The 23,361-nt window shown below is 71.8% G+C and carries 20 protein-coding genes; 11 read left to right on the top strand and 9 right to left on the bottom strand.

Features of this window, described 5'->3' with window-relative positions; translation table 11 throughout:
* Nucleotides 1-132, top strand: a 132-nt coding sequence (locus ACWEVS_RS43570; protein WP_452556645.1) for an L-serine ammonia-lyase, iron-sulfur-dependent, subunit alpha, incomplete at its 5' end; no start/stop codon positions are given.
* Nucleotides 133-178: 46 nt separating this feature from the next.
* On the opposite strand, the gene ACWEVS_RS43565 is transcribed toward ACWEVS_RS43570, so the two are convergent.
* Nucleotides 179-799, bottom strand: coding sequence for a TetR/AcrR family transcriptional regulator (locus tag ACWEVS_RS43565; RefSeq protein WP_452556811.1), 621 nt, complete (start codon nt 797-799; stop codon nt 179-181).
* Nucleotides 796-2,163 carry a phenylacetate--CoA ligase family protein gene (locus ACWEVS_RS43560; protein WP_452556809.1) on the bottom strand — a complete coding sequence of 456 codons (1,368 nt, stop codon included), beginning with the start codon at nt 2,161-2,163 and terminating at the stop codon, nt 796-798. Before ACWEVS_RS43560 ends, ACWEVS_RS43565 begins: the two co-directional genes overlap by 4 nt.
* Before the next feature lie 124 nt (nt 2,164-2,287).
* Here ACWEVS_RS43560 and ACWEVS_RS43555 point away from each other — a divergent pair, with 124 nt between their 5' ends.
* The gene (locus ACWEVS_RS43555) at nt 2,288-2,608 is read left to right on the top strand and encodes a PadR family transcriptional regulator (protein ID WP_452556813.1); all 321 of its coding nucleotides are present in this window, start codon (nt 2,288-2,290) and stop codon (nt 2,606-2,608) included.
* On the top strand, nt 2,605-3,558 hold the full coding sequence (locus ACWEVS_RS43550; RefSeq protein WP_449931173.1) for an HD domain-containing protein: 954 nt from the start codon (nt 2,605-2,607) through the stop codon (nt 3,556-3,558). The genes ACWEVS_RS43555 and ACWEVS_RS43550 overlap by 4 nt, the downstream gene beginning before the upstream one ends.
* Here the strand turns inward: ACWEVS_RS43550 and ACWEVS_RS43545 are convergent.
* The 6 genes from ACWEVS_RS43545 to ACWEVS_RS43520 form a co-directional block, all read right to left on the bottom strand.
* Entirely contained in the window at nt 3,548-4,159 is a 612-nt protein-coding gene (locus ACWEVS_RS43545) for a hypothetical protein (protein WP_452556806.1), read from the bottom strand. The genes ACWEVS_RS43550 and ACWEVS_RS43545 overlap by 11 nt on opposite strands.
* A gap of 35 nt (nt 4,160-4,194) precedes the next feature.
* On the bottom strand, nt 4,195-4,974 hold the full coding sequence (locus tag ACWEVS_RS43540) for an alpha/beta fold hydrolase (RefSeq protein WP_452556804.1): 780 nt from the start codon (nt 4,972-4,974) through the stop codon (nt 4,195-4,197).
* Nucleotides 4,975-5,667, bottom strand: a complete 693-nt coding sequence (locus tag ACWEVS_RS43535; protein WP_449931168.1) for a gamma-glutamyl-gamma-aminobutyrate hydrolase family protein — start codon at nt 5,665-5,667, stop codon at nt 4,975-4,977.
* Entirely contained in the window at nt 5,664-6,428 is a 765-nt protein-coding gene (locus ACWEVS_RS43530) for a 3-oxoacyl-ACP reductase (RefSeq protein WP_449931164.1), read from the bottom strand. Before ACWEVS_RS43530 ends, ACWEVS_RS43535 begins: the two co-directional genes overlap by 4 nt.
* Before the next feature lie 100 nt (nt 6,429-6,528).
* The gene (locus tag ACWEVS_RS43525; protein WP_452556802.1) at nt 6,529-7,872 is read right to left on the bottom strand and encodes an aldehyde dehydrogenase family protein; all 1,344 of its coding nucleotides are present in this window, start codon (nt 7,870-7,872) and stop codon (nt 6,529-6,531) included.
* On the bottom strand, nt 7,869-9,227 hold the full coding sequence (locus ACWEVS_RS43520) for a glutamine synthetase family protein (protein WP_449931186.1): 1,359 nt from the start codon (nt 9,225-9,227) through the stop codon (nt 7,869-7,871). The genes ACWEVS_RS43525 and ACWEVS_RS43520 overlap by 4 nt, the downstream gene beginning before the upstream one ends.
* 74 nt (nt 9,228-9,301) lie before the next feature.
* Between ACWEVS_RS43520 and ACWEVS_RS43515 the strand changes: the two genes are divergently transcribed.
* Both ACWEVS_RS43515 and ACWEVS_RS43510 read left to right on the top strand, forming a co-directional pair.
* Nucleotides 9,302-10,015, top strand: coding sequence for a FadR/GntR family transcriptional regulator (locus ACWEVS_RS43515; protein ID WP_354922703.1), 714 nt, complete (start codon nt 9,302-9,304; stop codon nt 10,013-10,015).
* Nucleotides 10,016-10,073: 58 nt separating this feature from the next.
* On the top strand, nt 10,074-12,683 hold the full coding sequence (locus tag ACWEVS_RS43510; RefSeq protein WP_452556800.1) for a DUF6185 family protein: 2,610 nt from the start codon (nt 10,074-10,076) through the stop codon (nt 12,681-12,683).
* Nucleotides 12,684-12,687: 4 nt separating this feature from the next.
* Here ACWEVS_RS43510 and ACWEVS_RS43505 read toward each other — a convergent pair whose 3' ends face one another.
* Entirely contained in the window at nt 12,688-14,571 is a 1,884-nt protein-coding gene (locus ACWEVS_RS43505; protein WP_452556798.1) for a DUF2264 domain-containing protein, read from the bottom strand.
* A 92-nt stretch (nt 14,572-14,663) separates the two neighbouring features.
* Between ACWEVS_RS43505 and ACWEVS_RS43500 the strand changes: the two genes are divergently transcribed.
* The 6 genes from ACWEVS_RS43500 (at nt 14,664) to ACWEVS_RS43475 (ending at nt 23,087) form a co-directional block, all read left to right on the top strand.
* Complete coding sequence (locus tag ACWEVS_RS43500) at nt 14,664-15,743, top strand: substrate-binding domain-containing protein (protein ID WP_449931156.1); 1,080 nt, start codon at nt 14,664-14,666, stop codon at nt 15,741-15,743.
* Nucleotides 15,744-15,838: 95 nt separating this feature from the next.
* A complete protein-coding gene (locus ACWEVS_RS43495) occupies nt 15,839-17,158 on the top strand; it encodes an ABC transporter substrate-binding protein (protein ID WP_452556796.1) in 1,320 nt (439 codons plus the stop codon).
* Nucleotides 17,159-17,347: 189 nt separating this feature from the next.
* On the top strand, nt 17,348-18,253 hold the full coding sequence (locus ACWEVS_RS43490; RefSeq protein WP_452556794.1) for a carbohydrate ABC transporter permease: 906 nt from the start codon (nt 17,348-17,350) through the stop codon (nt 18,251-18,253).
* On the top strand, nt 18,250-19,083 hold the full coding sequence (locus ACWEVS_RS43485) for a carbohydrate ABC transporter permease (RefSeq protein WP_452556792.1): 834 nt from the start codon (nt 18,250-18,252) through the stop codon (nt 19,081-19,083). Before ACWEVS_RS43490 ends, ACWEVS_RS43485 begins: the two co-directional genes overlap by 4 nt.
* Nucleotides 19,084-19,130: 47 nt before the next feature.
* On the top strand, nt 19,131-20,087 hold the full coding sequence (locus ACWEVS_RS43480) for a hydroxyacid dehydrogenase (RefSeq protein WP_452556790.1): 957 nt from the start codon (nt 19,131-19,133) through the stop codon (nt 20,085-20,087).
* 24 nt (nt 20,088-20,111) lie between these two features.
* The gene (locus tag ACWEVS_RS43475; RefSeq protein WP_452556788.1) at nt 20,112-23,087 is read left to right on the top strand and encodes a polysaccharide lyase family 8 super-sandwich domain-containing protein; all 2,976 of its coding nucleotides are present in this window, start codon (nt 20,112-20,114) and stop codon (nt 23,085-23,087) included.
* The last annotated feature ends 274 nt before the right edge of the window (nt 23,088-23,361 follow it).

The following is a 23,361-nucleotide window of genomic DNA, read 5'->3' as shown; positions in this document are numbered from 1 at the left end:
CGGGGGGATGGGCAGCATTTCGTGTCGTTGGACAAGGCGATCAAGACGATGCGGGATACGGGTCGGGACATGTTGGACAAGTACAAGGAGACCTCGCGCGGCGGTCTCGCCGTGAACGTCATCGAATGCTGACCCGCGGCCCGGCGGCGTCGGGTGGACGCGCCAGGCCGGTCGTCGGTCAGCCGGGCCCTGACGAGTCGGGTTGGTCCTGGTTGAGGGAGCTCTCCAGGTGGGCGAGGGCGCGGTCCAGTGATGCCGGGGCGTCCATGCCGGGGTCGTGGGCCCAGTCGAGCCAGGTCGACAGCAGGATGCCGAACACCGCGCCGCTGACGGCCCGCACGCGGTCGTCGTACGGCGGGCGGTCGAGCCTGGCCGCGACCAGGTCGGTGAGGGTCTGCTTGGTTCTGGTGATGTTGGCAAGGCTGGCCGCCCACAGGGAGGGGACGCTGAGCACCAGCGCCTGACGCTCCCGTTTCGCGGCGATGTCCGCGTCGGTCACGCCGGTGAGCACGGCGCGCAAGGCGTTGCGCAGGGCCGTGACCGGGCCGAGCTCCGCCGGCTGGGCCGCGTAGGCCGCGGCGATGAGGGTGTCGTAGTCGTCGAGGGTGACCAGCGCTTCCTTGGTCGGGAAGTAGCGGAACACGGTCCGGTGCGAGACGTCGGCGGCCTGGGCGATCTGCTCGATGCTGGTGGCGTCGTAGCCCTGCTCGCGGAACAGGCGCAGGGCGTGCCGCTGGATGGCGGCGCGGGTGTCGGCCTTCTTACGTTCCCGCAGTCCGGGTGCTTCGGGTGACGTCATGCGGGATCCTTCAGCGGGATGACCGTCCGATACTTTCCGCCGGCGGACTGCTGCGGCGGCTCGTCAGCGCGTTCCAGGACGACATGCTCCAGACGGTGCTCGGCGAGCAGGCCGGCGATCCCTTCGCGGACGGCGCGCCACACCGTCTCCGGGTCCGCCTCCGGCGTGGCGCGCAGCCGTACGCACAGGCCGGCCGGGCCGGTCTGGACGATCTGGTAGAGCTGGACCCCCGGCGTGCGGTCCACCAGTGTGTTGAGCATCAGCGGCGCGATGACGCCCTGGCCCCGCCCGGTGGTGAACGTGAGCAGGTCGGCCACGCGTCCCTGGACGCGGAGGGCGGGCCGCGGGTCGCCGCACGGGCACGGGTCGGGCCGTCGCAGGACGCTGTCGCCGAGGTCGTAGCGCAGGATCGGCTGCACCCGGTTGGCCAGGTTGGTGATCAGGACCGTGTGCGACGGCTCGCCCGGCGGGGTGGGGGAGTGGTCGGCCTCCACCGGTTCGACCACGGCCCAGTCGCTGTTGACGTGGTACCAGCCGTGCGCGCAGCCCTCGGTCAGGAAGGGGCACTCGCTGGCGCCGTAGGTGTCGCGCACCTTGGCCCCGAACGCGCGGGCCATCCGCTCGTGGTCGCCGCCGGTCAGCGTCTCGCCGGCGGGCTCCACCAGCGCCGGAGCGATGCGCAGCCGCCCCGCCTCCTGCTCGGCGGCCAGCATGCCGAGGACGCTGCCGTAGCCGAGCAGGAGCGCGGGCCGGAACTCGTTGAGCGCCTCGACCAGCGCGTCGAGCGGGGCGTGCACCGGGAAGAGGCGGACGGTCCTGCGCCGCAGCCGGCTCGCGCGCATGCGGGCGGCGCCCGCCGAGACCAGGAAGTGCCCGTTGGCCGCGGCCACGATGGCCATCCGTCCGCCGCCGGCCACGATGCGCGGGACGTCGCCGGCGTCCAGCCAGGACACCATCATGCGCATGCCGAGGGCGTAGTTGACGGCGATGTCCCGGTCGTCCTTCACGAAGATCGCGGGGTTGCCGGTGGTGCCGGAGGTGGTGACCGCCAGATACCGGTCCAGGAAGCGACCGCCCACCAGCGCGGGGTCCGCGACGAACGCGCGGGCCCGCTCAAGCGTCACCTCCCGGTCGGTGGCCCACTGATCGTAGTGCGCCATCAGCGCCGCCTTGCCGGTGACGGGCAGCCGGGCGGGGTCGTCGAGGCCGGACGGCAGCCCCCGGTAGAGGTCGCGGTAGTAGGGGGAGTGGGTGCGGGCGTGCTCCACGAGGTCGGCGAGCCGCCGCCGCTGGACGGCCGCCCACGCGTGACGTCGTCTGGTACGGCGTGCGTCGCGCAGCACCAGGGGAATGCTCTCCTTCATGCGGAACATTCTGTCACAACAATGACAAATGTTAGCCGAATGTCAGAATTTCGCCAGGAGGGTGTGGCCCTCGGGAGACAGGCCGGACGGCAGGAGCCTATGTAGAGTTCGAGCTTTGCCGAAGATGACGATGACGTTCCAGCTGGTGCTCGGAACGTTCCTCGACGCTCCCGACCGGGAGTTCTACGGCCTGGAACTCATGAACGCCACCGGCCTGGCCAGCGGCACCGTCTATCCCATCCTCGGCCGGTTGGAAGGCCTGGGCTGGGTGGAGAGCCGGCACGAGGACCCCGGCGTCGGCATCCGCGAGAAGCGGCCGACCCGTCGCTACTACCGGCTCACCCCCGACGGCCTCGAGAGCGGCCGCGCCGCCATCGCACGGGCGCATCGCTCGCGCGGACAGCCCGCGCCCTGGTGGCTCGGCCGTACCGGCGAGGCGCTATGAGCATCCGGCCCATCCTCGACGCCCTCCCGAGGGCCTTACCTCCCGCGCAGCTCGACCTGGTCGAGCGGGCTCACGCGGTCGCCGCGTTCTGGCACCGCGGACAGCGCCGGCGCAGCGGCGAGCCGTACATCGGGCATCCGGTGGCGGTGGCCGCCATCCTCGCCGAACTCGACGCGGGATACGAGATGCTCTGCGCGGCGCTCCTCCACGACGTCCTCGAGGACTCCGCGTGCACCGAGGAGGCGTTGCTGCGCGACTTCGGCGAGGAGATCGTCACGCTGGTCAGCAGCATGGGCACCCTCCACGACCCGGCCGACCTGGAAAGGTGCGCCGACGACCGCCTCCTCATGCTCAAGCTGGCCGACCGGCTGCACAACCAGCGGACGATGGAGTTCCTGCCGAGGGACAAGCAGCGCCGCAAGTCCCGGGAAACGCTGGAGGCGTTCGCGCCGGCCGCCGCACGGCTCGGCCTGGACGGGATCAGGGTGGAGCTGGAAGAGCTGGCCGGCGCGGTGCTGTCGGCGCCCGCCGAGGTCCGCTTCTCCTTCCACGCGCTCGCGGTGGGCGCGCTCGTCCTTCCCGCCGAGGTCCGGGCGCGGTGGCTGGCCGAGTGGCTGGGCGAACTGCACGCGTTGCCCGGCAGGCGGGCACGGGCCCGCTTCGTGGCGCACCTGCTCTGGGGGCTGCCGCGGATGGCGGCGGCCGTACGCGGGCCGACGCTGACCGCCGGGAGCGTCCTGCGCCCGGCGACGCGCTGCCTGCGGTGGCTCCTCAGATCGGACGCCCGGGTGTGGGCGCTGCTCGGGCCGCCGCTCGCCTGGCTGGTGCTCGACACGGCGGCCGACCGGCTCGGCGATGCCGTGGTCATCCTCATCACCGTCCCGCCGGTGCTGGCCGGCGGCGTGCGTGCCGTACGGGAGCGGCTGAAGGACTCCGACCCTACGTCGTGATCGCCAGGGTCGCCGCGCTGACCGCCGCGCCCGTCACGGCGCCCGCCAGCACCTGGGCGGGCGTGTGGTGCGAGACCCGCACCCGCGCCCACCCGATCACGGCCACCACGACCGCACCCGCCAGCAGCACCGGCAGCGCCGGGAGCACCTGGGCCAGCACCACGGCGGTGCCCGCCGACACCCCCGCGTGGAACGAGATCTTCCACGCGAGCGTGATCAGGCCCATGACCACCACCCAGCCCAGCATCACCGCCGCCGTCGCCACCACCATGTCCGGGGCGTCGAGCAGCACCAGTACGGCGAGCCCGGCCACCACGGCGACGAACCCGGCCAGCATCGGCCCCTTGCGGCTCCTGCGCTCGACCACATGGATCGAGTCCAGGCGGCCCCGCCGTACCCCGAGCGCGATCACGGCCGTCGGCACGCCCGCGCACAGCGCCGCGGCCAGCAGCCCCCACGCCAGGCCGGCCCAGCCGTCGGCGAGCAGCCCCACCACGGGCGGCATGGCGATCGCCACGTACTGCGGCGCGAACACCTCGGTCACGGCGGCGGCCACGGTCCCGCCGGTCGCCTTCCGGCCTTCCGCGCGCTGATCGGTCACGTCTCCTCCTGAGGTACCGGTCGTCCGGTGGTCGGTCATGCGGTCAGGAAGCGCCTGACCGCCGCCAGCCAGTCCTCGGGCTGGTCGATGTGCGCCATGTGTCCGGCCTCCGCAAGGATGACCGCCTCGGCGCACGGGGTCGCGGCGACCAGCGAGGAGGGGAAGGTCATGTCCTGGCGCCCGTGCAGCAGGAACAGCGGGATCCCCGCCAACCTGTCGAGCGCGTCGGGATGCCGCGCCGAGGGGAACCGGCCGCTCCGGTAGCGCTCCAGGAAGGTGGCAGTGAACCGGACCCGTTCCAGCCTGCGGAGATAGCCGGGCAGCGACTCCTGCCTCCACACGTCGCGCGGCGCCGTGGCGAAGGCCTCGGCACGCACCAGAGCCGCTCCCTCCAGGGGCGAGCTTTCCCATACCGAGGGATGGGCGCGCTTTCTGCGCTCGTACTCCGCCCACCCCGCGAAGGCGTCCGGCGGCACCGGCAGGACGCTGCTCGACGCCACGATCAGCCGCCGCACCAGCCCGGGATGCCGGATGGCCAGGCGCTGGGCGAGCAGCCCGCCGTACGAGAAGCCGAGGACGTCCACCGGCGCCGACCCGACCAGCTCGGCGAGGTCGTCCACCATAGCGTCGGGGGTCAGCGGCTCGGCCACGGGGGAGCGCCCGCACCCTCGCAGGTCGGGAAAGAGCAGGCGGTGCTCGCCCACGAGCCGGTCCAGCGGCTCCACCAGGTAACTGTGGTCCCAGTCGGGCCCGCCGTGGACGACCAGCAGCGTGCGGTCGGAGGGCCCCTCGAACTTCCTGACGTGCAGGCGCATCTACCCGGCGGCCTCGACGAGCGCGCGGAAGAGCGAGCCGTCCTCGCCGGCCTCGGGATGCCACTGGACGCCCAGGGCGAAGCGGTGACCCTGCAACTCGACCGCCTCGATCGCGCCGTCGGCGGCGTGGGCGGTGGCGTTGAGTCCCGTGCCCAGGCGCCTGATCGACTGGTGGTGGTAGTGCGGGACCGTCACGGTCTCCTCGCCCAGGATCGCGGCCAGGTGGCTGCCCGGGGTGACGGAGACCGGCATGTGCCCGAACTCGCCCGGGGCCGGGGCGTGCCCCGAATGGCCGACGACGTCGGGAAGATGCTGGTGGAGGCTGCCGCCGAGGGTGATGTTCAGCACCTGGAGCCCTCGGCAGACGCCCAGGAAGGGCATGCCCGCCTTCAGCGCGGAGTCCGCTATCGCAAACTCCGCCGAGTCGCGAAATGTCCGGATAAATCCCGTGCGCTCGTGGGCCGTCTCCGCGTACCGCGACGGGTCGATGTCGCCCCCGCCCGCCAGGATCACCCCGTCCAGCCTGTCCACGATCGACGCCGGATCGCCGGCGGGCGGCACGATCACCGGCTGCCCGCCCGCCCGCACCACCTGCTCCACGTACATGTACGGCAGCAGCGCCGTCGTCATCTCCCACACCGTGAACCGCGCGGGCTCGACGTAACAGGTAATGCCGATCAAGGGTCTGGTCATAGCGGTGTAACGTACGCCCCCGAGATGCCGCCGTCGACCAGGAACTCCGAGCCGGTGATGAAGGACGCGTCGTCGGAGGCGAGGAAGGCGACCGCGGCGGCGATCTCGCTTGCCTCGGCGAAGCGGCCGACGGGAATGTGGACCAGGCGGCGCTGGGCGCGCTCGGGGTCCTTGGCGAACAGCTCCTGCAGCAGCGGCGTGTTCACCGGGCCGGGGCACAGGGCGTTGACCCTGATGCCCTCGCGGGCGAACTGCACGCCGAGCTCCCTCGACATCGCCAGCACGCCGCCCTTGGAGGCGGTGTAGGAGATCTGGGAGGTGGCCGAGCCCATCACCGCGACGAAGGAGGCGGTGTTGATGATCGAGCCCTTGCCCTGCCGCCGCATGTAGGGGATGGCGTGCTTGCAGCACAGGTAGACGCTCGTCAGGTTGACCTCCTGCACGCGGCGCCACGCCTCGATGCCGGTCTCCAGGATGGAGTCGTCGTCGGGCGGGGAGATGCCCGCGTTGTTGAAGGCGATGTCGACGCTGCCGTAGGTGTCGAAGGCGGTCTGGTACATCCTGACCACGTCGTCCTCGTCGGTGACGTCGGCCCGCACGAACAGGCCGCCCACCTCGTCGGCGGCTTTGGCGCCGGTCGGCTCGTCGAGGTCGACGCAGACGACCTTGGCGCCCTCGTCGGCGAACCGTCGTGCGGTGGCCAGGCCGATTCCGCTGCCGGCGCCGGTGATGACGGCGACGCGGTCCTGCAAGCGCTGCATATGTCCTTCTCTCGGTGGGTGCTCTGCTTCTCGCGCGGGCCCAGGAACCCGGGCGGGGGTCCCGGGGCCTCATGACGGGGCCGGAGGGCCGTGACCCCGGTCAGTCGGTGGCGATGAAGACGTTCTTGGTCTCGGTGAAGGCGGCCAGGGCGTCGGGCCCCAGCTCCCGTCCGAGCCCCGACTCCTTGAAGCCGCCGAACGGCGTCCAGTACCGCACGCTGGAGTGGGAGTTGACGCTCAGGTTCCCGGCCTCGACCGCCCTGGCCGTCCGCAGCGCCCTGCCGACGTCGCGGGTCCAGATCGAGCCGCTCAGGCCGTAGCGGGTGTCGTTGGCGATCCGCACCGCCTCGGCCTCGTCCGCGAACGGGACCACCGACACCACCGGCCCGAAGATCTCCTCGGTGAAGGCGCGGTCGGTCACGGCGGAGGTGAGGACGGTCGGCGGGAACCAGAAGCCGGGGCCGTCGGGGCAGGACGTCTGCAGGTAGGGGTTGTCGGGGACGAAGCCGCGCACCCGCTCCAGGTGCTCGGCGCTGATGAGCGGCCCCATCTCGGTGCTCTCGTCGAGCGGGTCGCCGACCTTGACGTTCGTGACGGCCTGCGAGAGCCGTACCAGGAAGTCGTCGTAGACGGAGGCCTCGACGAGGATCCTGGAGCGGGCGCAGCAGTCCTGCCCCGAGTTGTCGAAGACGGCGTAGGGGGCGGTGGCGGCGGCCCTGTCGAGGTCGGAGTCGGCGAAGACGATGTTGGCGGACTTGCCGCCGAGCTCCAGGGTGAGCCGCTTGACCTGCCCGGCGCACGTGGCGGCGATCTGCTTGCCGACCTCGGTGGAGCCGGTGAACACGATCTTGGCGACGTCCGGGTGCTCGACCAGGCGGGCGCCGGCGACCTCGCCCGCGCCGGGCACGACCTGGAGCACCCCCTCGGGGAGACCGGCCTCGAGGGCCAGCTCGGCCAGCCGGAGCGCGGTCAGGGGGGTCCACTCGGCGGGTTTGACGATCACCGTGTTGCCCGCGGCGAGCGCGGGGGCCACGCCCCACGTCATGATCACCATGGGGAAGTTCCATGGCACGATCACGCCCACCACGCCGAGCGGCTCGTGGAAGGTGACGTCGAGGCCGCCCGCCACGGGGATCTGCTTGCCGTGGTCGCGCTCGGGCGCGCCGGCGTAGAAGTGCAGCACGTCGCGGACGTTGCCCGCCTCCCAGCGGGCGTTGCCGATCGTGTGGCCGGCGTTGGCGATCTCCAGACGGGCCAGTTCCTCGGCGTGCGCGTCGACCTTCTCGGCGAAGCGCCGCAGCAGGCGGGCGCGGTCGCCGGGCGAGACCTGCCGCCAGGTCTGGAAGGCGGTCCTGGCACGCTCCACCGCTCTGTCTATCTCCGCCGCGTCGGCGAGCTCGACCTCGGCGACCACGGCCTCGGTCGCCGGATTGATGATCTTCACAGTCTCTCGAATCCCCTGAACAGTTCCCAGTCGGTCACCGCCGCGTCGAAGGCGGCCAGCTCGACGCGGGCGTTGTTGGCGTAGTGGGCCACCACGTCCTCGCCGAAGTTCTCGCGGGCCAGCTTCGACCCCTCCCACAACGTGAGCGCGTCGCGCAGGGTGTGGGGCACGGTGTCGGCGCCGCTGGTGTAGGCGTTGCCGGTGAACGGCTCCTCCAGCGGCAGCTCGTTGTCGATGCCGTGCAGTCCGGCGGCGATGAGCGCGGCCACCGCGAGGTAGGGGTTCACGTCGCCGCCCGGCACGCGGTTCTCGACGCGCAGGGAGGGCCCGTGGCCGACGAGGCGCAGCGCGCACGTACGGTTATCCACACCCCACTTGACGGCGGTCGGCGCGAAACTGCCCGGCACGTACCTCTTGTAGGAGTTGATGTTCGGGGCGTAGAGGAGGGTGAGTTCCCGCAGGCAGGCGAGCTGTCCGGCGATGAACCAGGCCCCCTGCTCCGACAGCCCGTACGGCCGGCTCCCTGCCATGACCGGCTCGTTGTCCACAGACCGCAGCGAGATGTGGATATGGCAGGAATTGCCCTCACGCTGGTTCGGCTTGGCCATGAAGGTGATCGACCTGCCCTCCTGGGCGGCGATCTCCTTGGCGCCGTTCTTGTAGATCGCGTGGTTGTCGCACGTGCGCAGGGCCTCGTCGTAGCGGAAGGCGATCTCGTGCTGGCCCAGGTTGCACTCGCCCTTGGCCGACTCGACGTACATGCCCGCGCCTTCCATCTCGCGCCTGATGCGGCGCAGGAGCGGCTCGATGCGGGCGGTACCGAGCAGCGAGTAGTCGACGTTGTAGAGGTTGGCCGGTGTCAGGTCGCGGTAGGCCCGCCGCCACGCCTCCTCGTAGCTGTCGTCGTAGACCACGAACTCCAGCTCGGTGCCCACGTAGGCGGCCAGCCCGCGCTCCTCGAGCCTGGCGAGTTGCCGGCGCAGGATCTGCCGGGGCGAGGCGACGACGTCCGTGCCGTCCTCCCAGGTCAGATCGGCCATCAGCAGGACGGTGCCCTCCTGCCAGGGGATGCGCCGCAGCGTCGACATATCGGGTTTCATCATGAAATCGCCGTAACCGCGGTCCCATGACGACATCTCGTAGCCGCTGACGGTGTTCATGTCGACATCGACGGCCAGGAGGTAGTTGCACCCCTCGGAGCCGTGGTGTAGCACCTCGTCAAGGAAGTATCGGGCGGACAGGCGCTTGCCCTGCATCCGGCCCTGCATGTCGACCAGGGCCAGCAGGACGGTGTCGATCCGCCCCTCGGCCACCTCGTCGCGCAACTCGTCTAGTGAAAGGAAGCCACCCGGCACAGTCACCCTCCCTGCTATTGGGCTAGTGTTAGACCATTGGTAAGCCGCAGTCAAGACCTCTGCCGAGGGGGGCCATGAACCCGTTGACGGTGTTGCGCCCGGTCCGGGCGGGCAACGCCTTCGAGGAGACCGTGGAGCGGCTGCTCCAGGCGATCAAGCTGGGCATGGTCGCCCAGGGGGAGAAGCTTCCCCCCGAGCGGGAGCTGGCCGTCCAGCTGGGAATCAGCAGGGTGACCCTGCGCGAGGCCATCCGCGCGCTGCAGGACGCGGGCTATCTCGACGTACGGCGCGGCAGGTACGGCGGCGCCTTCGTCATCTACGCCCCGCCCGCGCCCGGCAGCGGCGACCTGCGCCAGGCGGTGGCCGAGATGGGCTCCGACTCGATCGCCGACGCGCTCACCTTCCGGATGGCCGTCGAGTGCGGGGCCGCCCAGGTGCTGGCCGGCTCGTCGCTGTCGGAGGAGCAGCGCGAGGTGCTGCTCGGCCGCCTGGCCGACCTCAACGCCGCGGGCCCCGAGGAGTACCGCCGCCTCGACACGGCCTTCCACCTGTCGATCGCCGAGCTGACCGGCTCCCCGCTGCTGGCCGCGGCCTGCGCCGACGCGCGGCTGCGGGTGACCGACCTGCTCAACGCGATCCCCATGCTGCAGGTCAACATCGAGCACGCGGCGACGCAGCACGAGGCCATCGTCGCCGCCATCCTCGACGGCGACCCGGAGGCGGCCAGCCGGGCGGTCGCCGAACACCTGGAGGGCACCGCCGCCCTGCTGCGCGCCTTCCTCGGCTGAATGTCACGATCACGTCACCGAGCGTGCCTTCCGGTCGCGCCGGGTTCATCATGATCACATGCGTGGCACCCTCGTGGCGGTGTTATGGGCGGCCCTGGTCACCGCGGCGATCGTGGCCGGTGTCGGGGTGGTTTCGCGAGGTCCCGATCCCGCCACCACCACCTGTCCCGACGGCACGCGCGGCGACACCGTCCGCACGACGCGCCTCCAGGTGGACAACACCGACGTCGACGCGCCCACCCTCACCGCCGTCACCGTGGTCACCGTTCCGCGCGCGCATCCCGTCGTGGCCGACCTGCTGGCCGAGCCGAGGGAGGGCGGCTACCAGGCGGCCATGAACTGCCTGCTGAACGGCGGTGACCCGGAGGTGAGGTGGAGGGAGAAGCGGGAGAGCCTGCCCCGGATCGAGATCGGGCAGGAGAGCGTCACGGTCACCGACACGGTCAGGGTGGGCATCGAACTGGTCGCCGACGGCCAGGGGCTCGGCGATCAGGACCTGTGCAGCGTTCCCGACTACGGCTGGGTGCGGCACGTGGCCAGGGACGACGACGCGGAGTGGCGCTGCGTGCCCGACGCCGTCTTCGGGCCGTGGGAGTTCTACCAGGTCAACGATCGCCACTGGCACTTCGTGCTGCGGACCGAACCGGACCTGTGGCGGCTGCCCTGGCGGGAGATCGTGGTGGAACACCCCGACGGATGGCTGAGCTCGCCCAGCCCGCCGCCGGGCACGTGGGGCCAGAACACCGCCACCTGGCGGCAGCAGGCGGTCACCGCCAGGGTGTCGTTCACGCTGACCCCTGATCTGGACGGCTGGGGCGCCGCCGTGATGAGCGGCTATCCCGAGCGGATGGCCCGCGATCTCCTCAGCGAGTTCTGGACGTTCCTCACGCTTCTGGCGGGGCTGCTGATCCACCTGCGGTGGGGCCGGCGGGACCGGGCGCTCGTGGCGGTGCCGGTCGTCCTCAGCGGCTTGCACCTGGTGCGCCTGCTCACCTACGACCTGCTGGGCCCGCCGGTGGCGGACGGGGCGGCTCGGATGGTGTTCTGGAGCGTGTCGAGCGGCGTCCTGGTCATCGCCGCCTCCGCCGTCCTGTGGGCCGGTGGCCTGCCCGGGTGGCAGCTGGTCCTTGGCCTGTCCGCGGTGCTGGCGGGCGCCCTCGGGGCGGGCCTGGCGGGGTGGCTGACGGCCGGCTTCCCCGACGACGAGCCTGGCGGGCTGCCCTGGACCCTGGCGGGCATCGCCGCGGCCGATCTCCTGCTGGTGGCGCTGCTGTCGGCGGCGTGGATCAACGGGATGCGACGCGCCTTCCTGCGCGAGCACGGCGGTGCCGTCCCGCGCTGGGTGTGGGTGGTCAGCTGGGGTCTTGCCGCGCTCACCACGGCATACGCGTGCTTCGCCCTGGCCAGGGACCGCCTGCGGGTCATGTGGCTGGCCGAGGACCAGGAGGTCATGGGTTCGGTCACCTCCGACCTGCTCTGGATGCCCTTCAACCTGGTCACCTGGTTCGCCGGCTACGTGCTGTGGCTGTGGCCGGTGACGGTCCTGGTCGTGGCGCTGCGCTTCAGGACGTTCGCGCTGGCGCGGGAAGGCCCGGACGGCGGGGGCGCCCGTGCGCTCGTGGTGTGGGTCTTCGTCGCCAACGCCTTCGGCTACTCCCACTTCTACGGCGGCCTCTGGCTGCCGGTCGCCCTGGTGGCAGGAACGGTGACCCTCTGGGCGGTGCTCCAGGCGACACGCCCCTGGGTGCTGTCGGCCCGTCGGCTCGCCGACGGCCGGCCCCTCCACGCCGAACTGCGCGCCGGCACGATCGAGCAGGTGCGGAAGGCGGCCGGGCGGTACCTGTGGGCCCGGCGGTCGGGCAGGGAGTGGGACGCCAAGCCGCTCGACTCCGCCGAAGGGCTCGACGACTGGCACGAGGGAGCGGACGCGCTGCGCGCCGAGTTCCGGTCGCTGCGCAGGGGGCCGCGTTCGGGCAGGGAGGTGCTGCCCGCCGACGTGACCCCGCTCGACCTGGCCCTGCTGGCCGGCCCCGACAGGTCGCGGGGCGCCGGAGGCGTCACCTGGCGGGCGGGCCGTCAGGCCGACCTGGCCTGGCGGGCCGGGCTCTTCGCGCTCGCCCTCGGGTCGGTGCCGTCCGGGTACATCGTCTGGCACGACATCGTGCTGACGGGTGGACCGGGACGGCTGGACTGGTTCGCCGGGCTCGCCCAGCCGGTGTTCGCCTTCGGGGAGGCGGCCTTCTGGTTCGTGCCCGGCTACCTGCTCGGCCTGTTCTGGGACCAGCTACCGGGACGGCGCGGCCCCATCAAGGCCCTGCCGTTCATCGTGACGTACCTGGTCTACACCCTGGTCAGGCTGGGGCTGGACCAGCTCTTCGACATGGGCGACCTGAACGGCCTCGTGGTACGCGCGGTGGTCCTGGCGGCCGTGCTGACCGCGACGGGACTGTACGTGGACGCCCGCACGATGAGGAACGTCCTGCCGCCCTGGAGCAGGGTCGGCAGGTACGTGCTGGACATCTACCGGCTGGAGACCCTGCCGTCACAGGCCACCTTCCTGCTCGCGCAGATCGCCGCGATCCTGGCGATCATCCAGTTCGTCGGCGGGGGCGGAGGGGAACCGCCCGCGCCGGGAGTGGATCCGTTCCAGGTCCCCAGAACGCCCTAATGGACTAGACGAGGGTGAGGCCCTCCTCGGTGCCGAGCTCGTGAGTGGTGCCGTCCGGCCAGGTCAGGGTGATCCTGCCGCCGGCCAGCCGGAACGCCGGTGGCGCCGAGGTGACGGGGGCCGCCGAGAGGGTGACGACGCACGCGAAGACGGCTCCCGGCTCGGGGACGGTGCCGTCCAGGGCGGGGACGACCGCGTCGGGGCCGAAGACCGTGCCGCCGGGGGCCTTCAGCTCGGTGGCCGCCGTGAACCCGTGCAGGGGCAGGAGGGCACTGGTCAGCTCGCCCGCGCCGGTCGGCTCGTCCGCGCCGGTCACGGTCCGCGCGCCGGCGGCGGGCAGGGCCCAGCCCGTCTGGCGGACGAGGGTGCCGGCCGGGGCGGTCACGCGGTGGACGCGGACCTCGTGCGGGCCGTGGACCACGCTCACGGACTCGATCAGCGTCGAGGGTGTCGGGCGGCAGGAGGAGGCGGCCCATCCCGGTCCGGCGCCGCGCGGGGTGATCGGGCCGCGCGGGGTGACCTCCCCGTCGAACACCAGGCCGACGTGGTTGTCGGCGGGCGCGTCCTCGCAGGATGCGGGCGTGTCCTGGGAGGATGCGGCCGTGTCCTGGGGGGAGGCGGGCGCGTCCTGTGCGGCGGCGGGTACGGCGGGCGCGGGCGTGGTGGGGCCGGTGCGGGTCGAGTAGGCCATGCGCTGGTAGAGCGGGTCGTCGGGGGCGCCGCCGGGCGGCTGCTTGTCGCTGCCGTGGTTGACCAGCCTGACCAGCCCGTCGGCGGCCGTCGAGTGGATCAGCAGCCCCGGCCCCGGCAGGCCGATCGCCTGGTCGGCGCGTTCGACGGGTCCTGGCTCCTCCACCGCGGTCCAGACGGGGTGGTCGGGCGGCAGCAGGAGCCCGAGGAACCCCTTCGCCGCCCAGTACGGCGAGGCCGACCCCGAGTACGCCTGCAGGGACGGCTCGTGCGGGCCGTACCAGCCGAGCGTGAGGAGTCCTTCGCGCGACAGCGCCCGGCCGCCGGTGAGGAAGTGGGCGGCCGCGCCGCTGGCCAGGCGCCGGGCGGTGCCGGGGGAGTAGGGCGAGACGCCGAGCAGCTCGCCCGCCCACACCGGCGCCGCGGCGGCGAAGCGGTAGATGACGGATCGGCCGTGGTAGACGGGCGAGCCGTTGGTGTCGAAGGCGGCGCCGTAGTTGGTCAGGAAGGCGCGCAGCCGCGAGGCGTACGGCTCGGCGGGCCCGCCGAGGTAGGCGTGGATCACCGGGTACAGGTGCATCGCCCAGCCGTTGTAGTGGTCGAAGTTGCGCCCGTCGCCGTCGCGGTACCAGCCGTCGCCCTCGTACCAGGCCTCGATCCTGGCCAGCCCGCGCTCGGTGGCGCCGCGGTCGTCGAGGCCGAGGTCGCCGAAGAGTCCGGCGACGGCGACGGGGAACAGGTGCCAGTTGTTGTCGACGTGTTCGCGGATCAGCGCGTCGCCCAGCCAGTCGAGGGCGCGCTCCTGGACGGCGGCGGGCAGGCGGTCCCACAGGTGGGCGCGGGTCAGCCGCAGCCCGATGGCGATCGAGGCGGCCTCGACCATCGGCTGGCTGTGGTCGGCGATCGGCTGCCACGCGCCGCCGGGGCCCGCGGCCAGCCCTTCCGCGTACGGCTCCAGCACCGCCGGGTCGCCGCCGCCGGCGACGCGGAAGGCGGCCAGCAGGAACGTCCTGGCGTATCCCTCGAGCCCGTCGCACCGCGACCAGCTGGCCCGGCCCGGCAGGTCGACCAACGCGCGATCATGGGAGCGGTACGGTTCGACGGCCGCGAGCAGGCCGTCGGCCGCCGCCTCCCAGTGGGCGCGCGTCCATCCCGTGATGGGGCTGAGCGATCGGTCGGCATCAGGAAGGGTGAGCACGCGGCCTCCGGGAACTGATCGAACGAAACAATACGTTCACGAACGAAAGCTACCTCGCTAGGATCGGACCCGTCGAGTGTTAGGAGCCCCCCTTGTTCGTCGAGCAACGCCATGAGTTCATCCTTCGCGAGGTGCGCGAGCGCGGCTCGGTCCGGCTGGCCGACCTGGTCGAGCGGCTGCAGGTGTCCATGGTCACCCTGCGCAGGGACGTCGAGCACCTGGCGGGCCGGGGGCTGGTCACCAGGGTGCACGGCGGCATCACGCTGCCCCAGGAGCCGGCCAGGCCGGTCGCCGAGGGGACGCTCGCGGGAGCGCCGGCCTTCCGGCCGGTGAACGACCGGGCGCTCACGATCGGGATGCTGGTGCCGTCGGCCACGTACTACTACCCGAGCGTGATCAAGGCCGCCCGCGACCGGGCCCAGGACCTGGGCGCGCGGCTGGTGCTCGGCGTCTCCCGCTACGACGACGAGGAGGACCGCAAGCAGGTCGGCCAGCTGATCGGCGGCGGCGCGGAGGGCTTGCTGCTCACGCTGAGCAGGCAGCCTGACGCCTCGCACGTCGAGTGGCTCGCCGGGCTGGGCGTGCCCGCCGTCCTGGTGGAGAGGGTGGCGGAGCTGGGCGGCCCGGCCTCCTTCCTCGACGCGGCGGCCTCCCACCACGCCCACGGCGCCTTCGTGGGCGTTCGGCACCTGGCCGAGCTGGGACATCGCCGGGTGGCCATGGTCAGCCGCAGCAGTCCCACCGCGCCGAGGGTGCGCCAGGGGTTCCTGGCCGCGGTGCGCGACCTGGGCCTGGAGACGCCCGGCGAGTTCGGGATCGAGCAGGAGGGGCCGTCGGAGGAGCAGGTCGCCCAGGTGGTGGCGGCGGTCCGCGAGGCAGGGGTGACGGGGCTGCTCGTGCACAACGACGAGGACGCGCTGCTGCTGGTGCAGCACCTCAGGGTCGCGGGCGTGCGGATCCCGCACGACGTGTCGATCGTGGCCTACGACGACGAGGTGGCCGCGCTCAGCGACCCGCCGCTGACCGCCGTCGCCCCGCCCAAGTCCGCGGTCGGCCGTAATGCCGTCGACCTGCTGGTTCGTCGCATCGAGCACGGCGCGGACCTGCCGGGCCAGCACGTGGCGCTGCTGCCGGAACTCCGGGTGCGCGAATCGACCGCTCCGCGCGGTTGATGTTTCGCGTTCATTTCGTTACTGATCGATATCTAGACAAGTCTTCGTTTGTGAGCGAATGATGCTCTAGCGATCGGAAGCGATTAGGAGCAATCATGGAACGCAAGCGCGCCGCCGCCGGCATCGCCGGAATGCTGGCCGGTATGACCCTTCTCGCGGCCTGCGGTGGCGGCAGCGGCGGATCCGCGCCCGCGTCCGGCGAGGCGGGCAAGCCCACCCAGGTCACCTTCTGGGGCTGGGCCAAGGGCACGCAGCAGGTCGTCGACGCCTTCAACAAGTCGCACAAGGACATCCAGATCACGTTCGAGGAGATCCCCTCGGGCAACGCGGGCGGCTACGCCAAGTTCTCCAACGCGGTGAAGGCGGGCAACGCCCCCGACGTGATGTCCGTCGAGTACCCGCAGCTTCCCGACTTCGTCAACCAGGGCGCGCTCCAGGACATCACCGCCGACGTCGCCGACCTCAAGGGCAAGTACCCGCCCAGCGTCTTCAGCCTCGTCGAGCTCGGCGGCAAGACCTGGTCGGTGCCCATGGACGCGGCCCCGCAGGTGTTCTTCTACCGCAAGGACCTGTTCGAGAAGAACAAGATCGAGGTCCCGAAGACCTGGGACGACTTCAGGGCCGCCGCCGAGAAGGTCAAGAAGGCCGACGGCAAGGCACGCATCGCCACCTTCTTCCCCGACGACCCGAGCGTCCTGGCCGCCCTGTCGTGGCAGGCGGGCGCCAAGTGGTTCGGCACCGAGGGCGACGCGTGGAAGGTCTCCATCAACGACGAGGCCAGCAAGAAGGTCGCCGGCTACTGGCAGGGCCTGGTCAAGGACGAGCTCGTCAAGGTGCAGCCGTCCTTCAGCCAGGAGTGGAACGCCGCCTTCGAGGACGACAGCCTGTGGGGCTACGTCGGCGCCAACTGGGGCGCCGGCGTCATGAAGGGCAACCACGCCGGGCAGTCCGGCAAGTGGGCCATCGCGCCCGTCCCGCACTGGGGCACGCCCGCCAGCGGCATGCTCGGCGGCACCACCTTCGCCGTCGCCAAGAACAGCGCGAACACCAAGGCCGCCGTCGAGGTCATCAAGTGGCTGACCGGCTCCCCCGAGGCGTGGACGGCCCGCCTGTCCTCCGGCACCTCCAGCGGCTTCCCCGCGATCGCCGACCTGGTGCCGGTGGCGGCCAAGAGCTTCGACGCCTCCTTCTACGGCGGGCAGGACATCTACGCGCTGTTCACCGAGGCCTACGGCACCATCCAGCCCGGCTGGGCGTGGGGGCCGAGCATGGTGCAGACGCTGACCTCCTTCAAGGACGCGCTCGGCAAGGTGAGCACCGGCGAGACGACGATCCCCGACGTGCTGGAGAGCGTCCAGACCGCGACCGTCACGGAGATCAAGGGCCGCGGCCTCAACGTCGCCGCCCAGCAGTAACCCGTACGGCACGCCTGCCTGGCTCCGGTCCGCCGGGTGGCCGCCCCCCGGCACCCACCCGGCGGAACCCGCCCCCCTTCAAGGAACCCTCGCGCGCGGGCGGCGAGGGGCCATGAGACGGCGGTCGGTCCAGGCGGTGTGGGAGCGGCGGACGGCCGTGCCGTACCAGACAGCGAAGAAGAGGTGGAGATGACGACCGGCACACCAGAGACACCGGCGCGCGGCCCGGGTGAGGCGTGGCGCAGGCGGGGGGCGATCCTGCTCTTCGTCGGCCCGTTCTTCGCGCTGTTCGCCGCGGTCATCATGGCTCCGCTGGCGTACGCGGTCTACCTGAGCCTGTTCAGCGAGAAGTCGTCCGGCCTCGGCTTCGGCGGCGCCGAGACGGTCTTCGTCGGGCTCGGCAACTACCTCGACACGCTCAGGGACCAGGCCTTCACCGACGGCTTCCTGGTGATCCTCGGCTACTGCGTCCTGTACATCCCGCTGATGATCGGCGGCGCGCTCGCTCTCGCGCTGCTGCTGGACTCCGGCCTGGCCAGGGCGAAGAAGTTCTTCCAGCTCGCCCTGTTCATGCCGCACATCGTGCCGGGAGTGATCGCGGGCCTCATCTGGCTCTACCTCTACCTGCCCGGCATCAGCCCCATCGTGGACCTGCTCGGCGGGGTCAACTTCCTCGGCGGCGACCAGGTGCTCGGCTCGGTGGTCAACATCGCGCTGTGGGAGTGGATCGGCTACAACATGATCATCTATTTCGCCGCGCTCCAGGCCATCCCCGCCGAGGTGCTCGAGGCGGCCAGGATGGACGGCGCGGGCGCGGTCAGGACCGCCCTGTCGGTGAAGGTGCCGCTGATCCGCGGCGCCGTCATCACCACGGTCCTGTTCACGATCATCGGCTCGCTGCAGCTGTTCACCGAGCCCATGGTGCTCGACAACGTCAGCGACGGCATCGTCAGCACCTGGACCCCGAACATGTACGCCTACAACGAGGCCTTCGGCAACAACGACTACGGCCAGGCGGGCGCCGCCTCGATCATCCTCGCGCTGCTGGCCGCCGTGCTCTCCTACGTCGTCACCAGGTGGGGTAACCGTCGATGAAGTGGATGTCCCGCGCGACGGTCAACGTCCTGCTGATCGTCGCCACGCTCTACACGCTGCTGCCGCTGACCTGGCTGCTGTTCGCCTCGACCAAGTCGCTGTCGGACCTGTACTCGACGCCGGGCTTCGCCTTCGGCGACTTCAACCTGATCGCCAACATCCGGGCGGTCAGCGAGGAGAACGGCGGCATCTTCTTCCGCTGGTACCTCAACAGCGTCCTGTACGCGGGCGTCGGCGCGGCGGTGAGCTCCTTCATCACCGTCATGTGCGGCTACGCCTTCGACAAGTACTCGTGGTTCGGCAAGGAGAAGCTGTTCGGCCTGGTGCTGCTCGGCGTGCTGGTGCCCACCACGGCGACGGCGCTGCCGCTGTACCTGCTGGCCTCCAAGGTGGGCCTGGTCAACACCTTCTGGGCGGTGTTCATCCCGGTGCTGGTGCACCCGTTCGGCGTCTACCTGGCGCGCGTGCTGTCGTCGGGCTACGTGCCGGGCGAGGTGCTCGAGGCGGCCAGGTCGGACGGCGCCGGTGAGATCAGGACCTTCACCAGGGTGGCGCTGCCGATGCTGATGCCGGCCTACGTGACGATCTTCCTGTTCCAGTTCACCGCCATCTGGAACAACTTCTTCCTGCCGCTGGTGATGCTCAACGACCAGAACCTCTACCCGCTCAGCCTGGGCCTGTTCAGCTGGGAGAAGCAGGGCAACGCCTTCCCCGAGTTCCACAGCCTGGTGATCACCGGATCGCTGCTGTCGGTGGTCCCGCTGCTGCTGGTGTTCATGTCGCTGCAGCGCTTCTGGAAGGCCGGGATGACGGCGGGCAGCGTCAAGTGAACGACTTCTCGGGGGAGAACGTGAAAAGGCCGAAGACTCTCGTCGCCATGAGCGCCCACGTCGCCGAACGGCTCGTCAGTGGCCCGGTCAGGAGCCGCCTGGCGATGCTCGCCGACGTCGACGTGGACCTGGTCGTCCAGGACTTCGCGCGGGCCGACCTGTCGCAGGTGGAGGTCCTGTACACCTCCTGGGGCTGCCCGCCGGTCACCGCCGAGGTGCTGGCGCGAGCCCCCAGGCTGGGCGCGGTCGTGCACGCCGCCGGATCGGTCAAGCACCACGTCACCGACGCGGTCTGGCAGCGCGGCATCGCCGTCTCCTCGGCCGCGGCGGCCAACGCCGAGCCCGTCGCGGAGTTCACGCTCGCCGCGATCCTGTTCGCCAACAAGCGGGTCATCGACATCGCCCGCCGTTACCGCAAGGACCGGAGCCACGACGACTGGGACACCCGCTACCCCGGCTTCGGCAACTACCGCAGGACCGTCGGCGTCATCGGCGCCTCCAGGATCGGCCGCAGGGTGATCGAGCTGCTGCGTCCCTTCGACCTGGAGGTGCTGGTCAGCGACCCCTACCTGACCGAGGACCTGGGCGTCGCGCACGTCGGCCTGGACGATCTGGTCAGCCGCAGCGACGTGGTCAGCGTGCACGCGCCCGACCTGCCGGAGACCCGCCACATGATCGACAAGGCCCGGCTGGCGCGGATGCGCGACGGTGCGACCCTGATCAACACCGCCAGGGCGGCGCTCGTCGACCAGGACGCGCTGACCGCCGAGCTGCTGTCCGGGCGGCTCCACGCCGTCCTCGACCACACCGAACCGGAGTTCCTGCCCGAGTCCTCGCCCCTCTACGACCTGGACAACGTTCTCGTCACCCCGCACATCGCCGGTTCGCTCGGCGGGGAGCTGGCCCGCATGGCCGACCTCGCGCTCGACGAGCTGGCCCGATACGCCCGCGGCCTGCCCTTCGAGTACGCGGTGGAGCCCGCGAGTCTGTCCCGCTCCGCCTGAACCCCTTCCCGGGAGGCACCCCCCATGCTCCGACGTGCCCTGCCGGCGACCCTGCTGGTCGTCACCGTCACCTCCTCCCTCACGCTGTCCGCCGCCCCCTCCCTCGCCGACCCGTTACCCGCCCCGGCCCCCACCGGAAGCGCCGCCCCCCTGCCCGCGCCAGCGGACACCGGGAGCGACGACCCCCTGCCCGCACCCACCGACACCGGGACCCCCGCCCCACTGCCCGCGCCAGCGGACACCAGCAGCCCCGACCCGTCACCGGCGCCCGCGGGCACCGGGAGCGCCGACCTCGCGGCGGCGCCCGCCGCGGACGACTTCGGGGCGCCCGTCCAGCGCTGGCGCGACCTGGTCACCGGCGGGGCGGCCGTCACCCCAGCCGACCCCGTCTACGCCAAACCGCTGGCCGCCCTGGACGACAAGGCCGCGGCCAACCTGGCCACCCTCGCCGACGGCCGCTGGCCCGACGCCACCAGCACCGACGGCGCCACCGTCGGCACGGCCGCCGCCAGGATCAAGGACATCGCGCTCGCCTACGCCACCGCGGGATCGCGGTACCACGGCGACCGGGCCGCCGCGGACGCGGCCGTCGCGGCCCTGCGCTGGCTGCACGACAACCGCTACCGGCCCGGCGCGCAGGAGCTGGGCAACTGGTGGTTCTGGGAGATCGGCGGCCCCAACCACCTGCTCGACTCGCTCCTGCTGCTCGGCGACGCCGTACCGGAGGACCTGCGGGTGGGGGTGCTGGCGACGGTCGCGCACTTCGTGCCCGACCCGGCCAGGCGCAAGATCTCGGGCGTGCCCGAGGTCGGCGCCAACCTGGTGGACAAGGTCTCGATCACGGTACGGCGCGGCCTGCTGGCCCGCGACCCGGCCGTCCTGTCGATGGCCCGCGACAAGCTCAGCCCGGTCTTCGACCTGACGGCGAGCGGCGACGGCTGGTACCCCGACGGCTCGCTCATCCAGCACTTCTACTTCGCCTACACCGGCGGCTACGGCACCGTCCTGCTCGACGGCGTCGCCAGGGTCCTCACCCTGCTGGCCGGCACGCCGTGGCAGATCACCGACCCCGACAGCGGCAACGTCACCACCTGGGTGTTCGACGGCTTCGAGCCGGTGCTGTTCCGCGGCCAGATGTTCGCCAACGTGCGAGGGCGCGGCATCTCCCGCCCGGCGAGCGACGACTTCGCCGAGGGCCGGGCGGTCGTGGCCGCGATGGCGATGCTCGCCCACGGCGCCCCGGCGGAGGTGCGGCAGCGCATCGCCGGCGTCGTCGCCGAGCACGTGAGCGCCGCCCCCTTCTACGACCACGCGACCGTCGCGCAGGTCTCCCTCGTCCGCGGCCTGGTCGAGGGCGTCGCCCCGCGGGGCGACCTGACGCTCACCAAGGTGTTCGCCGGCATGGACCGCCTCGTCCACCACCGGCCGGGTCACGCCTTCTCCGTCTCCGCGCGCGGCAGCAGGGTCGGCGCCTACGAGGCGGGCAACGGGGAGAACCTCAAGGGCTGGTACACCGGCGACGGCATGACGTCGATCTACAACGACCGCCCGCAGTACAGCGACGGCTTCTGGCCGACCGTCGACCCCTACCGCCTGCCGGGCGTCACCAACGCCACCGCCGAGACCTACCCGCGCACCGCCAGGGACACCAACTGGTACGGCTTCCGCCAGAGCGACCCGCACACCGGCGGCGTGGCCATGGGCGACCTGTCGGCCTTCGGGATGCGCCTCATCGCCGAGCGCGACTACCACAGCAAGCAGCCCATCGACCTGAAGGCCCGCAAGTCGTGGTTCACCGTCGGCGACACCATCGTGGCGCTCGGCTCCGACATCACCGCGGCGGGCGTCGCCGCGCAGACGACGGTCGAGAACCGGATGGGCGCGGGGCGGCTCACCCAGGGCGAGCACTGGATGCACCTGGAGGGCGTCGGCGGCTACCTGTTCCCGCACGGCCTGCCGAAGACGCTGCGCGAGAGCAGGACGGGCGCGTGGTCCGACATCGGCACCGGCGGGCGCGAACCGCTCACCCGCGACTACACCACCCTCTGGTTCGACCACGGGAACGACCCGCGCGCGGCCTCCTACGCCTACTACCTGCTGCCGGGCAGGAGCGCGGCCGAGACCGCCGAGGCGGCCAGGCGGACGAACGTCCGCATCGGCGACAACACCGCCGCGGTGCAGTCGGTGGTCACGGCCGACGGCGTCAACACGCGGCTGGCGGCCACCTTCTGGAGCTGCGCCACCACCCAGGACACCGTCCGCGCGTACGGCCCGGCCGCCGTCACCCTGCACCAGGAGGGCGCCACGCTCGACCTGGCGGTCGCCGATCCGACGTGGAAGCAGGGCCGGATGCTGTTCGAGGTGGCCCGCGAAGGCCGCGAGGTGCTCGCCGCCGACCCGCGCGTCACCGTGCTGACCACTTCGCCGACGATCAGGTTCACCGTCGATGCGGCCGATGCGCTCGGCGCCGGCGTCAAGCTTAAGGTCAAGGTCAGGCCGACCGCCAGACCGGCGCTGACCGGGCCCTCCTGCGAGCAGGCCAGGCAGGTCGCCGCCGCCGACACCTACGTGCGCGGCGGCGTCCACGCGGGCACTTCCTTCAACGGCAAGGGCCTCGTGGTCAAGACCGTGTCGGCGGACCCGGGCTACACCAGGATCAGCTACCTGCGCTTCGACCCGCCGCCCGCCACGACGGGGCCGGCCACCCTCTGGATCCGCGCCGCCGTCCAGGACGCCGACGGCGACTCCACCACGCTCACCCTCTATGAGGCTCCCGCTTCGGGCTGGGACGAGGCGACGCTGACCTGGAACGACAGGCCCGCCCTCGGCCGGCCGATCGGCACCGTGACCGTCACGGGCAAGACCCCCGCCTGGTACTCCGTCGACGTCACGGGCCACCTCGGCGGCGGCTACGCGCTGTCCGCCCCGGACAGGACCCTCGCGGTCGGGATCGGCGACAGGGAGACCCCCGGTGCCGCCCCCTTCCTCCAGCTGTACTGACCCCGCGAGAACCCCTCCAAGACCGACCCTTCGAGACCCCCCGAGAACCCGCCCGAGGCCCCCGAGACCCCCCGAGACCCCCCCGAGAACCCCCCGAGAACCCCTCGAGACCCCCGAGAGCCCCTCGAGACCCCCCGAGAAAGGACCCGCATGCGCCTGTCCCTCAGATGGGCCGCGGGGGGGGGGGGGGCCGGCGCCGCGCCCCGGCCGGGCCCCCCCCCCCCATGAACTTCACGCAAGCGAAATCTACTGACCACACCCCAAAGATGTTTTT

The organism is Nonomuraea sp. NPDC003754, from assembly GCF_053605785.1.
This window is presented reverse-complemented; position numbering and strand designations above follow the sequence as displayed.

What these genes read in the sequence shown, in the direction of transcription:
- ACWEVS_RS43480 (WP_452556790.1), top strand. Translation starts at nt 19,131, where the DNA reads ATGAGCGCCCACGTCGCCGAACGGCTCGTCAGTGGCCCGGTCAGGAGC.
- ACWEVS_RS43540 (WP_452556804.1), bottom strand. Translation starts at nt 4,974, where the DNA reads ATGCGCCTGCACGTCAGGAAGTTCGAGGGGCCCTCCGACCGCACGCTG.
- ACWEVS_RS43550 (WP_449931173.1), top strand. Translation starts at nt 2,605, where the DNA reads ATGAGCATCCGGCCCATCCTCGACGCCCTCCCGAGGGCCTTACCTCCC.
- ACWEVS_RS43515 (WP_354922703.1), top strand. Translation starts at nt 9,302, where the DNA reads ATGAACCCGTTGACGGTGTTGCGCCCGGTCCGGGCGGGCAACGCCTTC.
- ACWEVS_RS43560 (WP_452556809.1), bottom strand. Translation starts at nt 2,163, where the DNA reads ATGAAGGAGAGCATTCCCCTGGTGCTGCGCGACGCACGCCGTACCAGA.
- ACWEVS_RS43495 (WP_452556796.1), top strand. Translation starts at nt 15,839, where the DNA reads ATGGAACGCAAGCGCGCCGCCGCCGGCATCGCCGGAATGCTGGCCGGT.
- ACWEVS_RS43475 (WP_452556788.1), top strand. Translation starts at nt 20,112, where the DNA reads ATGCTCCGACGTGCCCTGCCGGCGACCCTGCTGGTCGTCACCGTCACC.
- ACWEVS_RS43530 (WP_449931164.1), bottom strand. Translation starts at nt 6,428, where the DNA reads ATGCAGCGCTTGCAGGACCGCGTCGCCGTCATCACCGGCGCCGGCAGC.
- ACWEVS_RS43535 (WP_449931168.1), bottom strand. Translation starts at nt 5,667, where the DNA reads ATGACCAGACCCTTGATCGGCATTACCTGTTACGTCGAGCCCGCGCGG.
- ACWEVS_RS43485 (WP_452556792.1), top strand. Translation starts at nt 18,250, where the DNA reads ATGAAGTGGATGTCCCGCGCGACGGTCAACGTCCTGCTGATCGTCGCC.
- ACWEVS_RS43555 (WP_452556813.1), top strand. Translation starts at nt 2,288, where the DNA reads ATGACGATGACGTTCCAGCTGGTGCTCGGAACGTTCCTCGACGCTCCC.
- ACWEVS_RS43565 (WP_452556811.1), bottom strand. Translation starts at nt 799, where the DNA reads ATGACGTCACCCGAAGCACCCGGACTGCGGGAACGTAAGAAGGCCGAC.
- ACWEVS_RS43490 (WP_452556794.1), top strand. Translation starts at nt 17,348, where the DNA reads ATGACGACCGGCACACCAGAGACACCGGCGCGCGGCCCGGGTGAGGCG.
- ACWEVS_RS43510 (WP_452556800.1), top strand. Translation starts at nt 10,074, where the DNA reads ATGCGTGGCACCCTCGTGGCGGTGTTATGGGCGGCCCTGGTCACCGCG.